We start from the raw sequence: 17,815 nt of genomic DNA on the forward strand, positions 1-17,815 counted from the left end.
AGACAAAAGTATTCATATTATAGGTCGTTCTATATTTCCTGTGTTTACTTCCGTTTTATTTTTTTTAACTTTAGCGATAGCTAAAAAAATGAGTGCTAAAATAATGGTATTTATTGTAAATAATACTCTTAAATTAAACACTAATTCTGATTACTATTAAGTGTCAATTTTGTGTTTTAAAGGTACTCTAAATGTAAAAGTGCTTCCTTTTCCTAGTTTACTTTGTACTTCAATTGTTCCTCCTAACTTTTCAATTAAATTTTTGCTAATAGTTAACCCCAATCCAGTTCCGGGTAGGTTTTTGTTTAATATTCCATCAACTTGCGTAAACGGTTGAAATAATTTTGTGAGATTTTCAGCACTTATTCCAATACCTTGATCTATTACCTGTGTAACTAATCGCTTATCAATGATAGTTACTTTTATTCGTATAGTTCCTTTTTTTGAAAATTTAATAGCATTTGAAAGTAAATTTAATAATACTTGCTCTATTCTTCTTTCTTCACTTTCAAGTAATACCTCCATTTCTGTGATCTCAGTACTAATTTTAAGTCCTTTTGCTGAAACTTGTGGTGTTATAAATTGAATTGTTCTTTCAAGACAAGTTAAATAATCAAAAGTTTGAAAAGAGACATTTAATTTACCCGCTTCTATTTTTGAAAAATCTAAGATATCATTAATTAAACTTAATAATTGTTCGCCACTATTTTTGACCATTCCAATTTGCTTTTTTTGCTCATCATTTAGGGGGCCTGACACTTCTTTTAATAAGATTCCCGTAAAACCAATTATTGAGTTCATTGGGGTTCTTAATTCATGTGACATTGTGGCTAAAAATGCAGATTTCATTAAATCTGCAGATTGTGCTTTAACTTTTTCTTTCTCTAATTCTGAAGTTCTAGATTTTACTAGCTGTTCTAAATTGTTTTTATTTTTTTCTAATTGAAGTTCATTTTTTTTACGTTCTGTAATATTTTTAGCTACTATTCCTAAAGCAATTGGATTCGCAGCGATTTTATCATTAATTAAGAAACCAGACATTTCAATGGGGAAAATATCTTTCGTTTTAAAATTTTTAAAAATAGCTTCACCATTCCATTTATTTGCTTTGCGAATATTAACTAAGTGTTCATTGTCAATAGTCTCATGGTAATATTCGGGAAAAAAATCTTTAATGTCTTTAGGAAGCTCTTCATCTAGTTCTAAACCTACCATTTTTTTTCCCATTTTATTTAAATAAATAGGTTTGCCTTCTAGAGTCGCTAGGCCAATAAATTCATCACTTGTTTCAATTAAGGAAAGCAGCATTTGAGCTTTTTCTTCTGCCTTTTTCTTTTCAGTAATGTCCCTAACGATTCCAATTATAAACGCATTTCCATTCTCATCAATGAACCTCGTTTTCTTCGTAGAAATGACCTGTTTTCCTCTTCCTTGAATCGTGAAACTTTCTTCACTTATATCTTCAATACCCGTTCTGAACACTTTTTTATCTACATTTAAAAAATATTCAGATTCCTCTGGCGTCAGTTCTTCAGCCATTGTTTTACCAATTACATCAGATTTTTGGATGTTAAACATTTTACAAAAGGCATCATTAACGATACGCATTCGACTTTGGTCATCTTTTACAAATAGGGGATCTCCAATATTATTTATAATGTTGTCTAGATTTCGTTCATTTTTAATTAAGACTTTCTTTTTTTCCAGACGTTCAGTGATGTCTGTAAAATAAATACATAATCCTTGCGAAGATGGGTGAATTCTGTTTTCAAACCACTTTCCTAAAGGTTCATAATATTCTTTAAGAAATTGTGTTTCTTGAGTTTTTACGGCTTTATGGTAAGCTACATAAAAATGATTGCCAATACTTTTAGGAAACTCCTCCCAAATATTTTTACCAATCAATGTACTCGCTTTTCTACCAGTAAGTTCTTCTGCCTTTTTATTAATATAAGAATAACACCAATTTGTATCTAAAAATATAAAGCCATCAGATATGTTATTCAATATGAAATCTAATTGAGGTGCTTTTTTTATTTTTTTTGTAACGGATACGTGTTTTTTTCTATTGTTTAAAACTGAAAATAGATGTTTGTTATGAGAGGCTACATCACTAGCTGTCGTAGTTTCTATGTCGTTTCTAATGATGATAATATAAGCTATAATTTCACCTTTACTATTTTTAATGCTTGTTAAAAAATTAAATGCTTGAAATCGTTCTCCTTTTTTATCTATATAAATACTTTTGAATTCTTGATTTAAGTTGTTTGTAACTAATTGGTTAAAGCGTGTTTTGTAATCTTCATAAAACTCTGAAGGCCAAAATGGAAATGGGAATGTAACTCCTTCTAATTCACCTTTATTAAATCCTGTTATTTTACTAAGTTCAGTATTGATTGTTATTATTTTACCTTCAAGGTTCATTATTATTAACCCATCAAGTAATGATTCAATATAATTTTCAGAAAATTCAGTAGAATGTTTTAATTCATTCAGTAATAGTATGTCCTCATTATTCATAAATATATGATAGCTATCCTTTTAAATTTTCAGAAAAAATAAAGAGATATAAGTTATGACCCTTTAAGATAAGCTATTTAAGATTAAAAAATAAAATAAATGTTATCGGAATTTTTAAAGTAGATAAATTATGTAAAACAATGAGACCTAAAGTTTTGAGTATATTTTATGGTATAAAAAAAGAGGTGTCAAATTCTGACACCCCTTTTAACCAAATTAAAAAATGAACCTACTTAATCTATCTTGACAATTTTTTTTGTGCTTTTAGCTCCATCATTTCCAACAATATCTAAAAAGTAAATTCCCTGAGCAACGCCAGAAACATCCAATTGATGTTCTTTAGATGCCACAATAGATGTTTCTTTTATAATCATTCCAAGTTCGTTTATAAGTTTGATTTCAGAAATTAAACTGCTAGATGTTGTAATTGTAATATACTCTTTAGCAGGAACAGGATATACCGAAAAAGCTTCAGAAGGGTGTCCATTAGTAATTCCTCCAAGGATGCTAGGGTCTTTAAAAATATAAGCTGAACCAGCATCACTTTCTTCGTTATTACCAGTTACATCATGATCTTCTCTTGCAGCACCAACAATCATTTCATTTTCATACATAGCAACACTCCAACCATAAAAATCTTCGCCTTCAGTATCATCTCCTTGCACAATTTGATCTTCAACCCAGAGACCATTATTATCTTTTTTATAGAAATAAACTTCTCCTGCTTCAAAGCCATAGATGTGTGGAGCTGCAATAACTAGGTGCTCCTCATGAATTTCTGTAACCCAACCAAAATGCGTTGCCTCTGTTGAAGGGTTTCCATTTAATTTTTGTGTTTCAGTCCAAGTTCCTTGGTTATCTTTTTCAAATACATAGGCGCTTCCTTGTTCAGAATCAGCACCATAAGCTCCAACGATTAATTGATCTCCTGATATGCTTACTGAAGAGCCAAAGAAATTTTCATCAAGTCTATCTGAAGCTGTAATCGTTTGTTCATATTCAAACATCCCACTACTATTTTTTACATATATATACGCTGCTCCTTTACGTTGGTCTACATTTTGAGCACCAATTAATAAATAATCTCCTGAAATAGAAACGCCTATTCCAAAAGCTGCATCTTGTTGTGACGCAGGGTTTGTAATTTTTTGAGTTTCTTCCCATACGCCAGCTACTTCCGTAAAAATATAAACAGACCCAATCCATCCGTTTTCACCAGGAGCTCCAGCTATAATTGTATTTCCTTGAATGGCTAACGAAGTAGGATTCATTCCCAATTTCGCATCATTTGTCAAGTCGGAAGCGACAATCTTTGTATCAAGTTCCCAATTATCATTTATGTTATCGTATACATATAAAGCTCCAGCTCTTATTACCCCATCTACATCAGCTCTTCCCGCTGCTACAACTAAATAATCTTCTGAAATTTTCACTCCACCTCCATATTCAGCACCTTCGTTTGAATCTGTTGCAGCTAATTCTTGCGTAAAGTTCCAAGCTCCTTGGCTGTCTTTACTATATACATAAGCTGCTCCCGATGCAAACGTTTCTCTCGAAGCACCAACAATCGCTAGGCCATCAGTAATTGCTACAGAAGTGCCATATTCTCCTCGCCTTTCTCTATTTTCTGAAACAACTTTTGCTTCTTGAGTAAATTGGGCTTCTGCGTTTGTAACTCCAAACAAACATGCCAGAATAATAAGGCTTTTTGTAATGTTAAATTTTGTCATTGAATAAATTTTAGGATTAGTTTTTTTTAAAAGAAGGTTAGAAAGTATACTTTCTATTCTTCCCTCAGATTCAATAAAAGTAGCTATATGTAGGGATTTAAGGCCTAAAATAGGGGGGACATTTTGTGACATCTCTATCTAAATACGTGACAGTAGCCTAAATAGTGGAAAGATAGGAGTGAAGTGTATGATTTTCTGGCACATTCATTTTTTTCGAAATTCGTTCTTTTCTTTTTCTACAAGATTGTGGTGTGATATTTAAAAGAGATGCGATTTCCTTATAACTTAAATTCATGTATATGAAAGTTAAAAAACGAACATCATTTGGTGTTAATTGCGGGTGTTCTGCTCTTAATCGGTCTAGAAATCCTTGATTTAATTCTTCAAAATGCATAAAAAAACTATCCCATTGGGTGTCTTTTTTTAAATGTTTTTTTAAATCATTAATTTGACTTTTCAACGAGGAGTTTGTTGGAATTTGTGTGTTCTGCGACAAGGATTGAATAACCTCTTCTATAAGCTCATTTTTACTAGCTAAGTACATAGCTCGTGACGTCAATTCTCTGTTTTTTAGTTCTAGTTCGTTTTTAAGACGTTCTTTTTCTAATAATACTAATGCTTCTTTTTCACGATGCTGTTCTTCCATTAGTAGGTGATCGCTTTTTTCTTTTGCTAACTCTAACTCTACAATTCTTTTTCGCTGTTTGTGCTTAAGAGAGTTGTTTTTGTAAATCCAAACTAAAAAACCCATTAAAATGATAAGACCAATAATAAGGGTGTAAAAAAACTGCTTTTCCTGTTGTAATGTTTTTTTGCTTTCTGAAATTTCGTGTTGGTAGTTTTGAATTTGAAATTTTAACTTTTCACTTTTAAATAAGGCACTGTTCTTAATTGTATGGAGAGTATCTGTGGCAATAATAACCGAATCTTTATAAGCCATAGCCTTTTTAAAATCATTTATTTTACCGTAAATGATTGCAAGACGATCGTAAATTTTTATGCGCCCTTCAATATTTTCCGGAACAGAACGAGCGCGTAAAGCATATTGTTTGGCAGTTTCTAACTGATTTTGGTTTTCATAAATTTCGGTCAATATCAATAAAATTGTTATTTTATCATTCACCGTAATTTGTTCATTTGATAAGTGTAAGTTGTTTATTCTGGGCAGAATTTCCAAAGCCAATGTTTCAGCTTGACTGTATTTACCTCGTAAAAGCAGGTTTTCAGCTTTGGCAATGTTCGCTAATAAGAGAACGTTAGGGGTTTCTTTTAATAAAGGGAAAGCTTCTTCAATATATTGTTCGGCAAGATCTAATTTTCCCATTTTATTCAATACCAACGCAAGGTTAATACCATAGGTGCCAATTTGTTTTTTGTTATCAAGTCTTTTGGCAATTTCATAGGCCTTTAAAAAAGATTCCTCAGATTTAACGGGCTCTTTTTCTTCAATGTATAAAACACCTATATTATTATAAACCGCCATTTGCTGCCGTTCACCAAGGTGTTCAATCGCTATTTCATAAGCTTGTAAATAATATTTAAATGCTTCACCGTAATCCAATAATAAATAATAGTTGGTCCCAATATTCAGTGTAGCATTAAAGGCCTGCGTGTACCATTCGTTGCGTATGGCTATTTCTTTTGCAGCGATTAATTCATCAATAGATTTTGTATGCTCTTTTTCAGATAAAAATTTTACCCCTAAGTCAATACGTGCGACATTATTAGACTGCGTTTCTTGCTGAGCGAAGACTTGTAAGGGCAATAAATAAGTAAGTAGTAATAGGGTCGCGTAGGCGTTTAAACGCATTCTTTTATCTTTCTTTATAATGGGTAAATAAGTACGATTTCTCTATAAAGATAAGAGATTCTGAAGTCTTTGTATTTGATTAGTTTTTGAAATAACTCATATCCTTACATAACCACATGTAAATAATGTATTTAAGAGGAAAGATTTTTTTATAGGGATACTTCTTTTACATCCAATATCAATACAGCTAGACTAAAATTTGTGATGGATTAATGGAATAGAATTTTTTTAAATCAATTTAAAAACGAATTTTTTTTATCGTTTTATTATGATTTTTGAAGTAATAACTTTTCTATTTTTATAGAAAAGCTCCAATGGATTTTGAAATTATTTTGGTATTTATAATTCTTGGTGTAACCGTTCTTCTTTTCGTTACCGAATTTCTTCCCATTGATAAAATTGCGTTTTTAATCATAGTAGCCTTAATACTTACAGGAATAACGACACCAGAAGAGGGCATAAGTGGCTTTTCCAACGGAGCAACGGTGACCATACTCATGTTGATGATATTGGCAATAGGCTTGGAAGAAAACGGAGTGATAGCTTTGCTTACGGAGTCGATAAAAAAGTTAAGTGTACTACCATTTATTTTAATGGTGCCAGTATTTATGATCGTTTCGGCAACTATATCTTCATTTATAAGCACGACAGCCGTTGTCATTATATTCATTAAGATTATTACACATCTTTCCGAAAAGTTTAATTTTTCGGCACCTAAATTATTAATGCCCGTTTCATTTGCTGGAATTTTAGGTGGAAGCTGTACATTGATGGGAACTTCCACAAATCTACTTGTAAATTCTCTGGCAAAGGATATGGGAGTGGAGGGATTTGGTTTTTTTGATTTTACCTACATAGGTTTAATCTTACTAGCAGTTGGTATTGTTTATATGACCATAGCAAGTAAATGGCTTCCGAAAGGATCTGATGAAAAAGAAAATCAATTAGATAAAGACTCCAGTTTTCTTTTCACAATTACAGTAAAGCCAGAATCTGATTTAATTGGAAAGGCGCTCTCGAACGCAAAATTTTACGAGAATCCAGACGTTCGTGTATTAAAATTAATCCGTAATGGAATTGTAAACACGAGTCCTGGTCCTAATACTACATTGCGAAATTTTGATCAATTGGTGGTTTTTAGTGATGTAAAAAATTATGCTAGTATTTCTGAAAAAGACTTTACACTCGCTTCAGAAAGAACTTGGACCAAACCTGATGATGAGAATGATGCTGTACCTTCTGAAAAAAACTTCAGTTATATTGAATTACTCGTTTTGCCTGGTTCAGAATTTATAGGAAAGACCTTTGCTCAAGTTAAAAGTTTTCTCTTTAAAGTAGCGCTGCCATTGGGTATTCAAAAGAAAAATATGATATCGTCAAACAAACATTTCTTCTTACCTAAAGCAGTCATTGTTTTAAGAGTAGCTGCCGGTGACAGGCTCTTATTACAAGCCGATAATGAACAATTGGAGAACTTGTATTCCATGGATAATGTTGTGATCTTAAGACATCATGAAGAATCTTATAAAGTAAATAACTTTAAAAGAGCTTGGTCGCTTATGACTTTAGTTGCAGTAATAGGGTTAGCAGCCACGGGCGTTTTATCGATCTTAGCCAGTGCGATTACCGGAGTTGGATTGTTATTAGTGGCAAATTGTATAAGTTTAAATGCTATTTATAAAAAAGTGAACTGGCAGATTATTTTTTTATTGGCTGGAATGATTCCTCTTGGAATTGCTATGAGTAACACAGGCACAGACGATTGGATTTCTAATCAGTTACTAAACCTTCTAAGTGGTCAAGCAAATATTATTATTCTGGGGGTTTTATTCGGTGTCACAATGCTATTAAGCGGGTTTATTTCGAATAATGCCACTGCAGTGATATTAACTCCTATTGCTATAGCGTTGGCAACAGGTTTAGATTTACCTGTTAAACCTTTTATTTTGGCCGTTTTATTTGCAGCGAATTTCAGCTTTTTTACACCTATGGGCTATCAAACAAACACCTTAATTTATGGAACTGGAGCGTATAAATTTAAACATTTTTTACTTATAGGTGGTGGACTCTCTATTATTTTATGGATTGCAGGAACATTGTTACTTTCAACGATGTTAGATACTTAAGTGACTTTTAGATTAGTGTTGAATTAAAATAATGTTCTATTCATTAAATTTGTGACTTCAAGTATTATTACGGCTGAGTTTAATTTTGTAATGAATCAACACACGTACTATACTCTGTCAAGATTTTTTCTACTTTCCAATACAGAAATTCGCAAAGATGTTTCCTAACAACTCGTCGTTGGTGATTTCACCCGTGATTTCACCAAAATAGTAGAGGGCTTGACGAATGTCGATCGCCATTAAATCACTGCTTAGATCCATGTCGATACCTTCCTGAACTTTTATAATTTCCTCAAGCGCTTTCAATAAAGAATCGTAATGACGCGAATTGGTAACAATAGTTTCATTATTTCGAAGTGCACCCGTGTTTACAAAATCGAGTAGGGTATTTTTTAGAGCATCCACACCAATCCCTTTTTTTGCTGAAAGTAATTGCACATCGGAAACTTGTGCCTTTAATGTCTCAATGTTTGCTTCGGAAAGTTGATCTACTTTGTTGGCAATGACCACTAAATTTTTCTGCGGAAACTGATTTTTTATTTTTTCAAGTTCTATCTGAATGGATTGAAGTGTTCGCCCTTTTGAAATTGCATCGGTTGAAGTAAAATCTATTCCTGAAGCATCAAACAAGTAAATAACCACTTGCGCTTGCTCAATTTTTTCGAAGGTTTTTTTAATTCCTAAGCCTTCAATTACGTCTACTGTTTCTCTAATTCCGGCAGTATCTATAAATCTGAATCCTATTCCGCCAATCGAAATTTCGTCTTCAATCGTATCGCGAGTCGTTCCAGCAATGTCACTTACAATCGCGCGTTCTTCATTCAGTAAGGCATTTAAAAGGGTCGATTTCCCAACATTCGGTTCGCCAACAATCGCCACGGGAATACCGTTTTTAAGGACATTTCCTGTCGCAAACGAATCGATTAAACGTTTTAATACAAGCGTGATTTTTGAAATTAACAGCTGAAATTCATCACGATTCGCAAAAGCAACGTCTTCTTCCGCAAAATCGAGCTCTAACTCAATAAGCGAAGCGAAGTCTAATAGCTCCTGCCGAAGTACTTTTATTTCCGAAGAAAAACCACCACGCATTTGTTGTATCGCCAATTGGTGCGATGCTTCACTGTCACTTGCAATTAAATCCGCCACAGCTTCTGCCTGACTTAAATCCATTTTTCCATTTAAAAAAGCACGTAGGGTAAACTCTCCAGCGGTTGCCATTCTGCAACCTTTCCGAAGACATACCTGTATAATTTCTTGCTGAATAAAGGAACTTCCATGACACGAAAACTCAATTACATTCTCACCCGTGTACGAATTTGGGTTCTTGAAAACCGTCGCCAATACTTCATCAATAATCCGATTCCCATCTTTTAAGTGCCCTAAATGGACCGTATGGGTTTTCTGTGTTGCTAAATCCTTTCCAGAAATAGACGTGAAAATTTGAGAAGCAATGGTAATAGCATCGGCTCCTGAAAGGCGGATAACGGCAATGGCTCCTGCACCTGCGGGAGTTGCTAATGCGACTATAGTATCGTGGTGTGTCATTGGGGCAAAAATACTAAATAATAGTTGGTTTCTAGCTTGATGTTTTAAGACAATCCCAAGCGATTCATGTAACATTTTTAAAAAATGAACTACTTATAAAGTATCAATCATTAAATCAATCATTATGCAAACAATCAATCACACTGCAAAAAGAACCGACACCCAATTGTTAGTACTTACACATCTGTCTCAATTATTAACCTACATTACAGGATTTGGAGGTTTAGTTGTCCCGTTAATTCTTTGGCTTACTCAAAAGGATACGGTGGACGGAATGGACGAACATGGAAAGTCAATTATTAACTTCCAATTGAGTATGTGGCTTTGGGCAATCTTGAGTATTCCTGCTATTTTTCTTTTCGGACTAGGGATTTTATCTTTAATTTTCATCGGAGTGGTATCATTTGTACTTCCAATTGTAAATGCGATTAAAGCGAGTAATGGAGAGTCGCCAAGTTACTTTATGACGATTCAATTTATAAATTAATCATAAAAAGAGGGGTCTAGTACCACATTCAACCCCTAATTTTATTGATTTTCTTATTTTTTATGCGAAGTTTGTTACATAACTAATTTGTTAATCTAAATTAAACTCAAACTACATGGTAACAACAGTAAAAGGAAGTAAATTATTCCGTAACGTATTTTTTATCGCAAGTTTTCTTTTTGGAACAGCGTTATTCGCACAAGATGCAGCAGCAGAAAAAGGTGTTTTTGAATTCGAATCAAAAGTAATCGATTATGGAACAATTGAACATAATGCAGATGGTGTTCGCGCTTTCAAATTTAAAAATGTTGGAAATGCACCGATCGTAATTACAAAGGTAAAAGGAAGCTGTGGTTGTACAGTACCTACAAAACCAAACGGACCTATTATGCCAGGTGAAACTGCCGAAATAGGAGTGAAGTACGCTACCGATAGAATTGGAGCTTTTTCAAAAACAGTAACAGTTACTTCAAATGCAAGCGAAGCAACAATTGTTCTTAAAATAAAAGGAAAAGTATTAGCAGACACGCCTGCAACATCAAGCGGTTTATAATATAAATAAAGAACTCATACAAAACAGACCCTCTAAAAATAGCTGCTATTTTTAGAGGGTCTGTTTTTAGTTAAGGTTACGCTTCACGTAATCCATTAATGATACAGGTAAACTCATTGTTACATTCATTCACCTTGGCAGTTAGTAACGTTTCATTTTTACTATCCTCCGCTAAAATTAGTCTACATTCTTTTAAAAGTTCACTCAGTGGTTCTGCTGCTATGTAATATAAAGACATCGTGCTTTTATGGATTAATTCTGAAAGTTTAGCAACTTTCCTTTCAGTGATGGCTTTTTGAAAGTCTTTTTGATAACTAATTATAGCATCAAGAGTGCTTAACCTAAATTTTTTAAGATACTCAGGTTTGTTGTTTGCCATTTTTTCAAAACGAGCTAGATTAAAGCTCTCTGTCTTTTTGGAAACAGGTTTTACGTTATTTTTTTCCGTAGTCTTCTTTTTTACCGTCTTTATTTCTAAAGGGGACGTTGTAATCTTGTTGTTATGAGATGTATGATGATATCGCAAAAGTATTTCATATAACTCCTTAGGTTGGAATGGCTTCGGAAGGTGATCGTTTATTCCTGCCTCTTTAAGTTGTTCTTTAACTTCTCCTTTTGTAGAGGCTGAAAAAGCAATGATAATCGGACTTTTATCCAATGACATCTCTCGCACCTTCTTAGCAGTTTCATAACCATTCATGTAAGGCATTTGCAAATCGAGTAAAATGAGGTCAAAATTATGTTTCTCTAATAAGGTTAAAGCTTGTAAGCCACTTTCGGCCGATTTATACTCAACATCCCATTGATTGAGGTACTGTTCGGCAATAAATATATTATCCGGATTGTCATCAACTAATAATACGTGATACGAACTAAAACTGTGTTCTTCAGTAATTAATAAAGAAATATCTTTCTTAGAGTTAATGTTTTCAGATTTAGGATATTCAATGCTGAAGTTAAAATTTGAACCTACATTTAACTCACTTGTAACTGTTAATGTACTATTGTGTAGTTCTAATAATTTTTTACTTATGGTTAAACCAAGACCAGTGCCTCCAAATTCAACACTTACATCGTAACTCGCTTGTGAAAATTCTTGAAAAATGGATTCTAGTTTTTCTTTCGGTATTCCAATTCCAGTGTCAGAAACTGTAAAATCGAGACGAACCTCAGATTGATTCACGTTTGTGGCCGAAATAGACAGCGATACAGATCCTTGTTTAGTGAATTTGATGGCATTTCCAATTAGGTTGGTTAAAATCTGATTTAACTTTACATGATCTCCTATAAGATACATAGGAACCTCTTTTTCAATATTCACAATTAGATCAATTCCTTTCTCTTTGGCTTTTACTGAAAACGTTTGTTGTAAAATAGTTGTGAGGTCATAAAGATTAAAATCTACACGTTCTAATATGATTTTTTTTGCTTCAATTTTACTCAAGTCGAGAAGGTTATTTACAAGACTGAGCAAATGTTCTGAGGAATGCAATAGCAATCGAGCGTATTCTTTCTGGTTCTTATTTAATGGTGTTTTATGTAATAAATTCCCTATTCCAAGAATAGAGTTTAATGGAGTTCTAATTTCATGACTAATAGTTGATAAAAATTCTGCTTTTGCTTTTGAATCGGCTTCCGCTTTTTGTTTTGCTTTTAAAAGGGCAGATTCAAAATGCCAACGATCAGATATATCTAAAATAGTAGCTTGGTAAGTTACGGGCTGATCATCACTCTCGGGGATTTCTCGAACATTTATTAAACCATGTAAAATAGTCTTATCTTTTTTCAGAATGTCAAAATAGACTTCCTTAATAAAGCCCTGCATCTGAATTAATGGAAAAAAATGAGTCTCGAAAAAGATTTGTCCTCCAATTTTAAACAGACTTGGTAAGGTAATTTTATTGATGATTTCATTTTTGTTATACCCCAACCAGTTTGATAGTGTCGTATTTAAATCGAAAATCATCCCATCTTTACGAAAGGAAACAGACCCACAAGGGGCATTATCGTATAAGTCCAAAGCGGCCTTCATACGACTTATGTTTTCACTATCTGTCTCTTTTTTTTTAGTCACTCCTTTTAGGATGTTTTTATAAATACGCTTTGATGGCTTTAGCAGTTACCTCTGGAGCACTTAAATTTGGACAATGGCCACTAGCTTCAAGTATTTTTAAGGTACTATTCTTAATCGATTTGGCTGTAAATTCACCCACCTGTTTTGGTGCGATAACATCTTTCTTACTTTGAAGAATTAAACAGGGAACTGTGACCAAATCTAAATCTGCTCGGTTATCAGAAAGGAAAGTTACACGAGCAAAATTTTTAGCAATTTCTGGATCGGTACGACAAAAACTATTGGTCAATTCTTCCCCCAATTGAGGGCGGTCACTGTTTCCCATAATAACAGGAGCCATTGCTCTAGACCATCCTAAATAATTACTGTCTAAGGTGTCTAAAAGTTCTTGTATATCAGCTTCTTCAAAACCACCTATGTAATCACCGTCATTTATATAACGAGGGGAGGGGCCTATTAAAATCAATTTTGAAAATAGCTCGGGTGCCTTTATTGAAGCTAATACTCCAACCATTGCACTAACCGAATGTCCAACAAATATGACATCTTTAAGTTCTAGATGCTTGCAAATGGTAATGATATCTTCAGAATATGCCTTTAGTGAATCATATTTTTCAAGCGAATAGGAAGAAAGATCAGATTTTCCTGCGCCGATGTAATCAAAAAGGATGATTTTATAGTCAGATTCGAAGTGAGGGTATAAAAAACGCCACATGTTTTGGTCGCAACCATATCCGTGTGCAAATAACATGGGACGGGTTCCATTACCTAATATATTGATATTAAATATTTTATCAATATCGTTAGCGCTTTTCATAGTTGATTATTAGTTAATGTTAAAATACATATAAATTTGTTAGTAGACTAAAAATTAGAAATCAAAAGGATGTTTCTCTCAATAAAAAAACCGCCAATCGGCGGTTTTTTAAATTTTCAAAAAAGTTGTGAACTTTTATAAGGCGATAATTATTAAAATAAATTCAGTAGAATTAACTGTTTAACATTACTGGCATCACTAGCATAGTAACAAACTCTCCTTCGTCTAATCCATCTACAGGCGTTAAAATACCTGCTCTGTTAGGTAATGACATTTCTAAAGAAACTTCATCACTTGTAAGGTTGTTTAGCATTTCGGTAAGGAAACGTGAGTTAAATCCTATTTGCATATCATCTCCTTGGTAGTCACAAGTAAGACGCTCTTCGGCTTTATTGCTGTAATCAACATCTTCTGCAGAGATATTTAATTCTGCTCCTGCAATTTTTAAACGAATTTGGTGCGTAGTCTTATTCGAGAAAATAGACACACGACGCACACTGTTTAGAAACTGGTTGCGGTCGATGCTTAATTGATTTGGATTCTCCTTCGGAATTACCGCTTCGTAGTTAGGGTATTTTCCGTCGATCAATCGGCAAATCATTTCAGTATTGTCAAAAGTGAACTTAGCGTTACTTTCATTGTATTCGATAGTTACTTCATCTTCACTACCTGCAAGTATAGACTTCAATAAGTTTAAAGGCTTCTTAGGCATGATAAATTCAGCCACTTGCGAAGCTTGTACATCTTCACGAGTATATTTTACTAATTTGTGTGCATCAGTTGCTACAAACGTTAAACTTTCCGTAGAAAATTGAAAAAACACACCACTCATTACAGGACGTAAATCATCATTTCCACTTGCAAAAATCGTTTTGCTAATTGCGGTTGCTAAAATATCACCTTGAAGTTTTGTTGCTGAAGGATCTTTTAATTCAACTGCCGTAGGAAACTCTTCACCGTTTGCGTATGCCAATGCATATTTACCGTGGTTAGAGCTAATTTCTACGGTATTGTTTTCTTCAATAGTGAAGGTAAGCGGTTGCTCTGGAAATGTTTTTAACGTATCTAATAATAAGCGAGCTGGAATACAAACAACCCCAGATTCATTACTTTCTACTTCTAATTTAGAAGAGATAGTAGTTTCCAAATCGGAAGCTGAAACAGTCAGTGATTTTTGATCCAAATCGAACAAAAAGTTGTCTAGAATTGGAAGCGTATTGTTAGAATTGATAATCCCTCCTAGGACTTGTAATTGTTTCAATAAATACGAACTCGATACGATGAACTTCATTTATATAAATTTTATACCCCAAAAAAACAGTATTCGTGAGGTTGATATTGATTTTTAGCTTAGTTACAAATATATTTCAATTGCGTTGTATCATAAAACAAACTTATTAACAACTAGCGTGTGTATTTGCGTTTGCGATAGTAGTTAAATGCGAAACCAAAGAAAGCGAGTAAACCCAACGGTAACAAGAGGTTAATGACTTGCCATTGGGTGCGTTCTTCTGCCATTTTTTGTGTATCGAGAAATGGAATCGCAATTTCCTTGGTTCTAATGTTTATAAGTCCGCTGTCGTCCAAGAGGTAATTGACGGTATTCAGCAAAAATTCCTTGTTTCCATAGAAAGATTGCGTCATTTTATCGAAGCCTAATTCCAACGGTCTATTTCCCTGAAATTGATTTTTAATAATACTTCCATCGCTAATCACCACCATCTTTGTGGTAAAGCTCTCTGTTTTATCTTCGGAAAGTTTAAAGGGTTTTACTCTGTTGGTAAATGCGGAAGGAAATTTACCCTCTAAAAGAACGGCTAATGGAATTTCACCTGCTGAAAATTCTTCAGGATTTGGACCTTCTTCTAAAACGCTTAAGTTTTTCGGAATCTCGATATCATAGTTAATTTCTATGGGCATTCCAATTACTTTTGAAATCTTAGAAGTACTAAGAAGTACGGTCTTTTTAAGTGCATTGGGAAGCGTGTCTATCGGACTCGCAAACTCAAATTTTACGGCTTCAATATTGGTCACAATAGGGTGCATATTCTGGCTCGCAGAAAGCGGAAAATAAAACCAAGGATATCGATTGTATTGTGAGTCATTTTCAGTTCCTGAAGCCAAAACAATAGGAGCCGAAATCACATCTTTCATAAGCTTCGGGTTGATGCGTAAACCGTATTTAAAAAATAAGTCAGTAAGGTTTAAATCTGTTGCAACAGCATACGATTTTCCTGTAATTTCATCCACTTCAAAGCGTGTTTTATCTACTAGCCACAATGAAGCACCACCGTTCATGGTATATTGATCTAAAATGTATTTCTCGGCATCTGAAAAGGCTTCTGTAGGTTCAGCGACAACGATTAAATCGTATTCTTTAATACTTTCAAGTGTCTTTACTGGCGCCACTGCTGCCGAATCTAAGGTGAAAGGAGCAATGTAATAATAGTCTTTAAGAGTTGTAAAGAAGTCGGCAATATATCGATCGTCTAACTCTCCATTGCCCTTTAAAACCGCTACTTTACGCTTTTTAGGTGTAACTAGTTTATTAAACCCGTCGGCAAAGGCATATTCCAAGTTTTGGATAGAGTTGTTTACGCGCTCTTCGGAAGTGGTTCCCAGCTGATTTTTAAGCAAAGGAATTTTAACCGTTTTATCTTTGAAGTAGGCGAGTGCCCAAGGATAGACAAATTCGGTACTTACTTTTCCGTTTTCTCGAACTTCTACCTGTGCAGTGGTAAGTCCTAGTTGCTGTAATTGTTGTTGTACCGCTTCAGGGTTTTCTTCATCCTCCAACGGATTGATAAACTCAAAGGTAATGTTGTTGTTATACGCTGAAAACTCTTCTAATAATTGTTTTGTTTCTGTTTGAAGACGTTTAAATTCTGGCGGAAAGTTTCCCTTCAGAAAGACATCAATTACGATAGGCGCATCTACCGCTGCGATGGTATTTTTAGCAGCTTCCGAAAGGGTGTATCTTTGGTCTTGTGTAAGGTCGAAACGTTTGTATGCATAGCTTCCAATCACATTCAGCAATACAAGTGCTACAAGTAAGAAGATAAAATTGGTGGTATGTTTATTTGACTTTTTCACTACTCTTTCCGAAGTTTTAAAACAGTGAGACCAATAAATAAGGTTGCAATGCTAATAAAATAAATTAAATCACGGGTGTCTAAAACCCCTCGTGCAACACTATCAAAATGTGCTTTCATTCCGAAGCTCTCAATAGAAAAGCTCGAAGAAAGTGTTGAAAGGCCTTCAAAACCATAGTACATAAAAAAACACAAAAAAACGGCACTGATAAAAGCGACAATTTGGTTTTGAGATAAAGTTGACGTAAAAACTCCAATGGCAGTATAGGCAATCACTAAAAAGAAGAGTCCGGTGTAGGACCCGACCGTGCTCCCTAAGTCTAAATTCCCGGCGGGATTTCCTAAACTAGAAATAGTCACCACGTATAATAATGTGGGAACTAAAGCGATGAGAATTAGGATGACAGCGCCAAAATATTTTCCAAGTACAATGTTCTGAAGAGATACCGGTTTGGTGAGTAATAGCTCTAGTGTCCCCATCTTTTTTTCGTCGCTAAAAGCACGCATGGTGACAGCTGGAATTAAAAAAAGAAGCACCCAAGGGGAAAGTTCGAAAAAGGTAGAGAGTTCTGCAAAACCAGCATCAAAAATGTTGTAGTTTCCAGAGAACACCCACAAAAAGAGGCCGTTAATTATTAGAAATAAGGCAATCACCAAGTATCCTATCGGACTGGCAAAAAATGAATTTATTTCTTTTTTAAGAATTGCAATCATACATTATTCGCTATACAAGGTATCTACACTCCAAGCTTGAGCTTTAGAACGAAACATAGGTTTTGTTGTTGCCCAAACGCCCTTGAATAATTCACTATGGCGGTAGTTTTCCAAATCATTTTCATGTTCCCATTTGCTATAGGTAAAGAAAATGGTCGGCTCTTTTTTGTCGTTATACAGTTCTAAAAAAAGGCAACCTGGATAATTTCTAATTTTCGATTTCACAGTTTCAAAGTTAGCTAGAAATGCGGGTACATTTTCTGCTTCAAACTCCATTTTTACAATTCTTGTGAACATATGTTTTAAATTTCAAAAGTACTAAAATCCAATATGATTTTAAGGTT

General features: G+C 34.0%; 13 protein-coding genes. 3 read left to right on the forward strand and 10 right to left on the reverse strand.

Annotation, left to right across the window (positions count from 1 at the left end):
* Nucleotides 1-156: 156 nt before the first annotated feature.
* From BLQ00_RS13640 to BLQ00_RS13650, 3 genes are all read right to left on the reverse strand, one after another.
* Entirely contained in the window at nt 157-2,520 is a 2,364-nt protein-coding gene (locus BLQ00_RS13640; protein WP_093144868.1) for a PAS domain-containing sensor histidine kinase, read from the reverse strand.
* A 233-nt stretch (nt 2,521-2,753) separates the two neighbouring features.
* Nucleotides 2,754-4,250, reverse strand: coding sequence for a T9SS type A sorting domain-containing protein (locus tag BLQ00_RS13645; protein WP_093144894.1), 1,497 nt, complete (start codon nt 4,248-4,250; stop codon nt 2,754-2,756).
* Nucleotides 4,251-4,407: 157 nt separating this feature from the next.
* On the reverse strand, nt 4,408-6,060 hold the full coding sequence (locus BLQ00_RS13650; RefSeq protein WP_093144869.1) for a tetratricopeptide repeat protein: 1,653 nt from the start codon (nt 6,058-6,060) through the stop codon (nt 4,408-4,410).
* A 314-nt stretch (nt 6,061-6,374) separates the two neighbouring features.
* On the opposite strand from BLQ00_RS13650, the gene BLQ00_RS13655 reads away from it, so the two are divergent.
* Nucleotides 6,375-8,186, forward strand: coding sequence for an SLC13 family permease (locus tag BLQ00_RS13655; protein WP_093144870.1), 1,812 nt, complete (start codon nt 6,375-6,377; stop codon nt 8,184-8,186).
* Nucleotides 8,187-8,315: 129 nt separating this feature from the next.
* Here BLQ00_RS13655 and mnmE read toward each other — a convergent pair whose 3' ends face one another.
* On the reverse strand, nt 8,316-9,734 hold the full coding sequence (mnmE, locus tag BLQ00_RS13660; RefSeq protein WP_093144895.1) for a tRNA uridine-5-carboxymethylaminomethyl(34) synthesis GTPase MnmE: 1,419 nt from the start codon (nt 9,732-9,734) through the stop codon (nt 8,316-8,318).
* Nucleotides 9,735-9,858: 124 nt separating this feature from the next.
* On the opposite strand from mnmE, the gene BLQ00_RS13665 reads away from it, so the two are divergent.
* On the forward strand, nt 9,859-10,221 hold the full coding sequence (locus BLQ00_RS13665; RefSeq protein ID WP_093144871.1) for a DUF4870 domain-containing protein: 363 nt from the start codon (nt 9,859-9,861) through the stop codon (nt 10,219-10,221).
* A gap of 115 nt (nt 10,222-10,336) precedes the next feature.
* Nucleotides 10,337-10,774, forward strand: a complete 438-nt coding sequence (locus tag BLQ00_RS13670) for a DUF1573 domain-containing protein (protein WP_093144872.1) — start codon at nt 10,337-10,339, stop codon at nt 10,772-10,774.
* A gap of 76 nt (nt 10,775-10,850) precedes the next feature.
* Here the strand turns inward: BLQ00_RS13670 and BLQ00_RS13675 are convergent, their stop codons facing one another.
* The 6 genes from BLQ00_RS13675 to BLQ00_RS13700 form a co-directional block, all read right to left on the reverse strand.
* Nucleotides 10,851-12,848 carry a PAS domain-containing hybrid sensor histidine kinase/response regulator gene (locus tag BLQ00_RS13675; RefSeq protein ID WP_093144873.1) on the reverse strand — a complete coding sequence of 666 codons (1,998 nt, stop codon included), beginning with the start codon at nt 12,846-12,848 and terminating at the stop codon, nt 10,851-10,853.
* A gap of 16 nt (nt 12,849-12,864) precedes the next feature.
* Nucleotides 12,865-13,665 (reverse strand): alpha/beta fold hydrolase, encoded by an 801-nt coding sequence (locus tag BLQ00_RS13680; protein ID WP_093144874.1) that lies wholly within the window; start codon nt 13,663-13,665, stop codon nt 12,865-12,867.
* 172 nt (nt 13,666-13,837) lie between these two features.
* Nucleotides 13,838-14,956: a DNA polymerase III subunit beta gene (gene dnaN / locus BLQ00_RS13685; RefSeq protein WP_093144875.1), complete on the reverse strand. Its 1,119-nt coding sequence runs from the start codon at nt 14,954-14,956 to the stop codon at nt 13,838-13,840.
* Between the two features lie 113 nt (nt 14,957-15,069).
* Nucleotides 15,070-16,758 carry a gliding motility-associated ABC transporter substrate-binding protein GldG gene (gene gldG, locus BLQ00_RS13690; RefSeq protein WP_093144876.1) on the reverse strand — a complete coding sequence of 563 codons (1,689 nt, stop codon included), beginning with the start codon at nt 16,756-16,758 and terminating at the stop codon, nt 15,070-15,072.
* A complete protein-coding gene (gene gldF, locus BLQ00_RS13695) occupies nt 16,758-17,471 on the reverse strand; it encodes a gliding motility-associated ABC transporter permease subunit GldF (protein WP_093144877.1) in 714 nt (237 codons plus the stop codon). The genes gldG and gldF overlap by 1 nt, the downstream gene beginning before the upstream one ends.
* Nucleotides 17,472-17,474: 3 nt before the next feature.
* The gene (locus tag BLQ00_RS13700) at nt 17,475-17,768 is read right to left on the reverse strand and encodes a putative quinol monooxygenase (RefSeq protein WP_093144878.1); all 294 of its coding nucleotides are present in this window, start codon (nt 17,766-17,768) and stop codon (nt 17,475-17,477) included.
* Nucleotides 17,769-17,815 lie beyond the last annotated feature (47 nt).

Source organism: Ulvibacter litoralis (assembly GCF_900102055.1).
GTDB classification, from domain to species: Bacteria; Bacteroidota; Bacteroidia; order Flavobacteriales; family Flavobacteriaceae; genus Ulvibacter; species Ulvibacter litoralis.

Bases quoted from the DNA above. Each gene is read 5' to 3' on its own strand.
- BLQ00_RS13640 (WP_093144868.1), bottom strand. From the start codon at position 2,520: ATGAATAATGAGGACATACTATTACTGAATGAATTAAAACATTCTACT.
- BLQ00_RS13645 (WP_093144894.1), bottom strand. From the start codon at position 4,250: ATGACAAAATTTAACATTACAAAAAGCCTTATTATTCTGGCATGTTTG.
- BLQ00_RS13650 (WP_093144869.1), bottom strand. From the start codon at position 6,060: ATGCGTTTAAACGCCTACGCGACCCTATTACTACTTACTTATTTATTG.
- BLQ00_RS13655 (WP_093144870.1), top strand. From the start codon at position 6,375: ATGGATTTTGAAATTATTTTGGTATTTATAATTCTTGGTGTAACCGTT.
- mnmE (WP_093144895.1), bottom strand. From the start codon at position 9,734: ATGACACACCACGATACTATAGTCGCATTAGCAACTCCCGCAGGTGCA.
- BLQ00_RS13665 (WP_093144871.1), top strand. From the start codon at position 9,859: ATGCAAACAATCAATCACACTGCAAAAAGAACCGACACCCAATTGTTA.
- BLQ00_RS13670 (WP_093144872.1), top strand. From the start codon at position 10,337: ATGGTAACAACAGTAAAAGGAAGTAAATTATTCCGTAACGTATTTTTT.
- BLQ00_RS13680 (WP_093144874.1), bottom strand. From the start codon at position 13,665: ATGAAAAGCGCTAACGATATTGATAAAATATTTAATATCAATATATTA.
- dnaN (WP_093144875.1), bottom strand. From the start codon at position 14,956: ATGAAGTTCATCGTATCGAGTTCGTATTTATTGAAACAATTACAAGTC.
- gldF (WP_093144877.1), bottom strand. From the start codon at position 17,471: ATGATTGCAATTCTTAAAAAAGAAATAAATTCATTTTTTGCCAGTCCG.
- BLQ00_RS13700 (WP_093144878.1), bottom strand. From the start codon at position 17,768: ATGTTCACAAGAATTGTAAAAATGGAGTTTGAAGCAGAAAATGTACCC.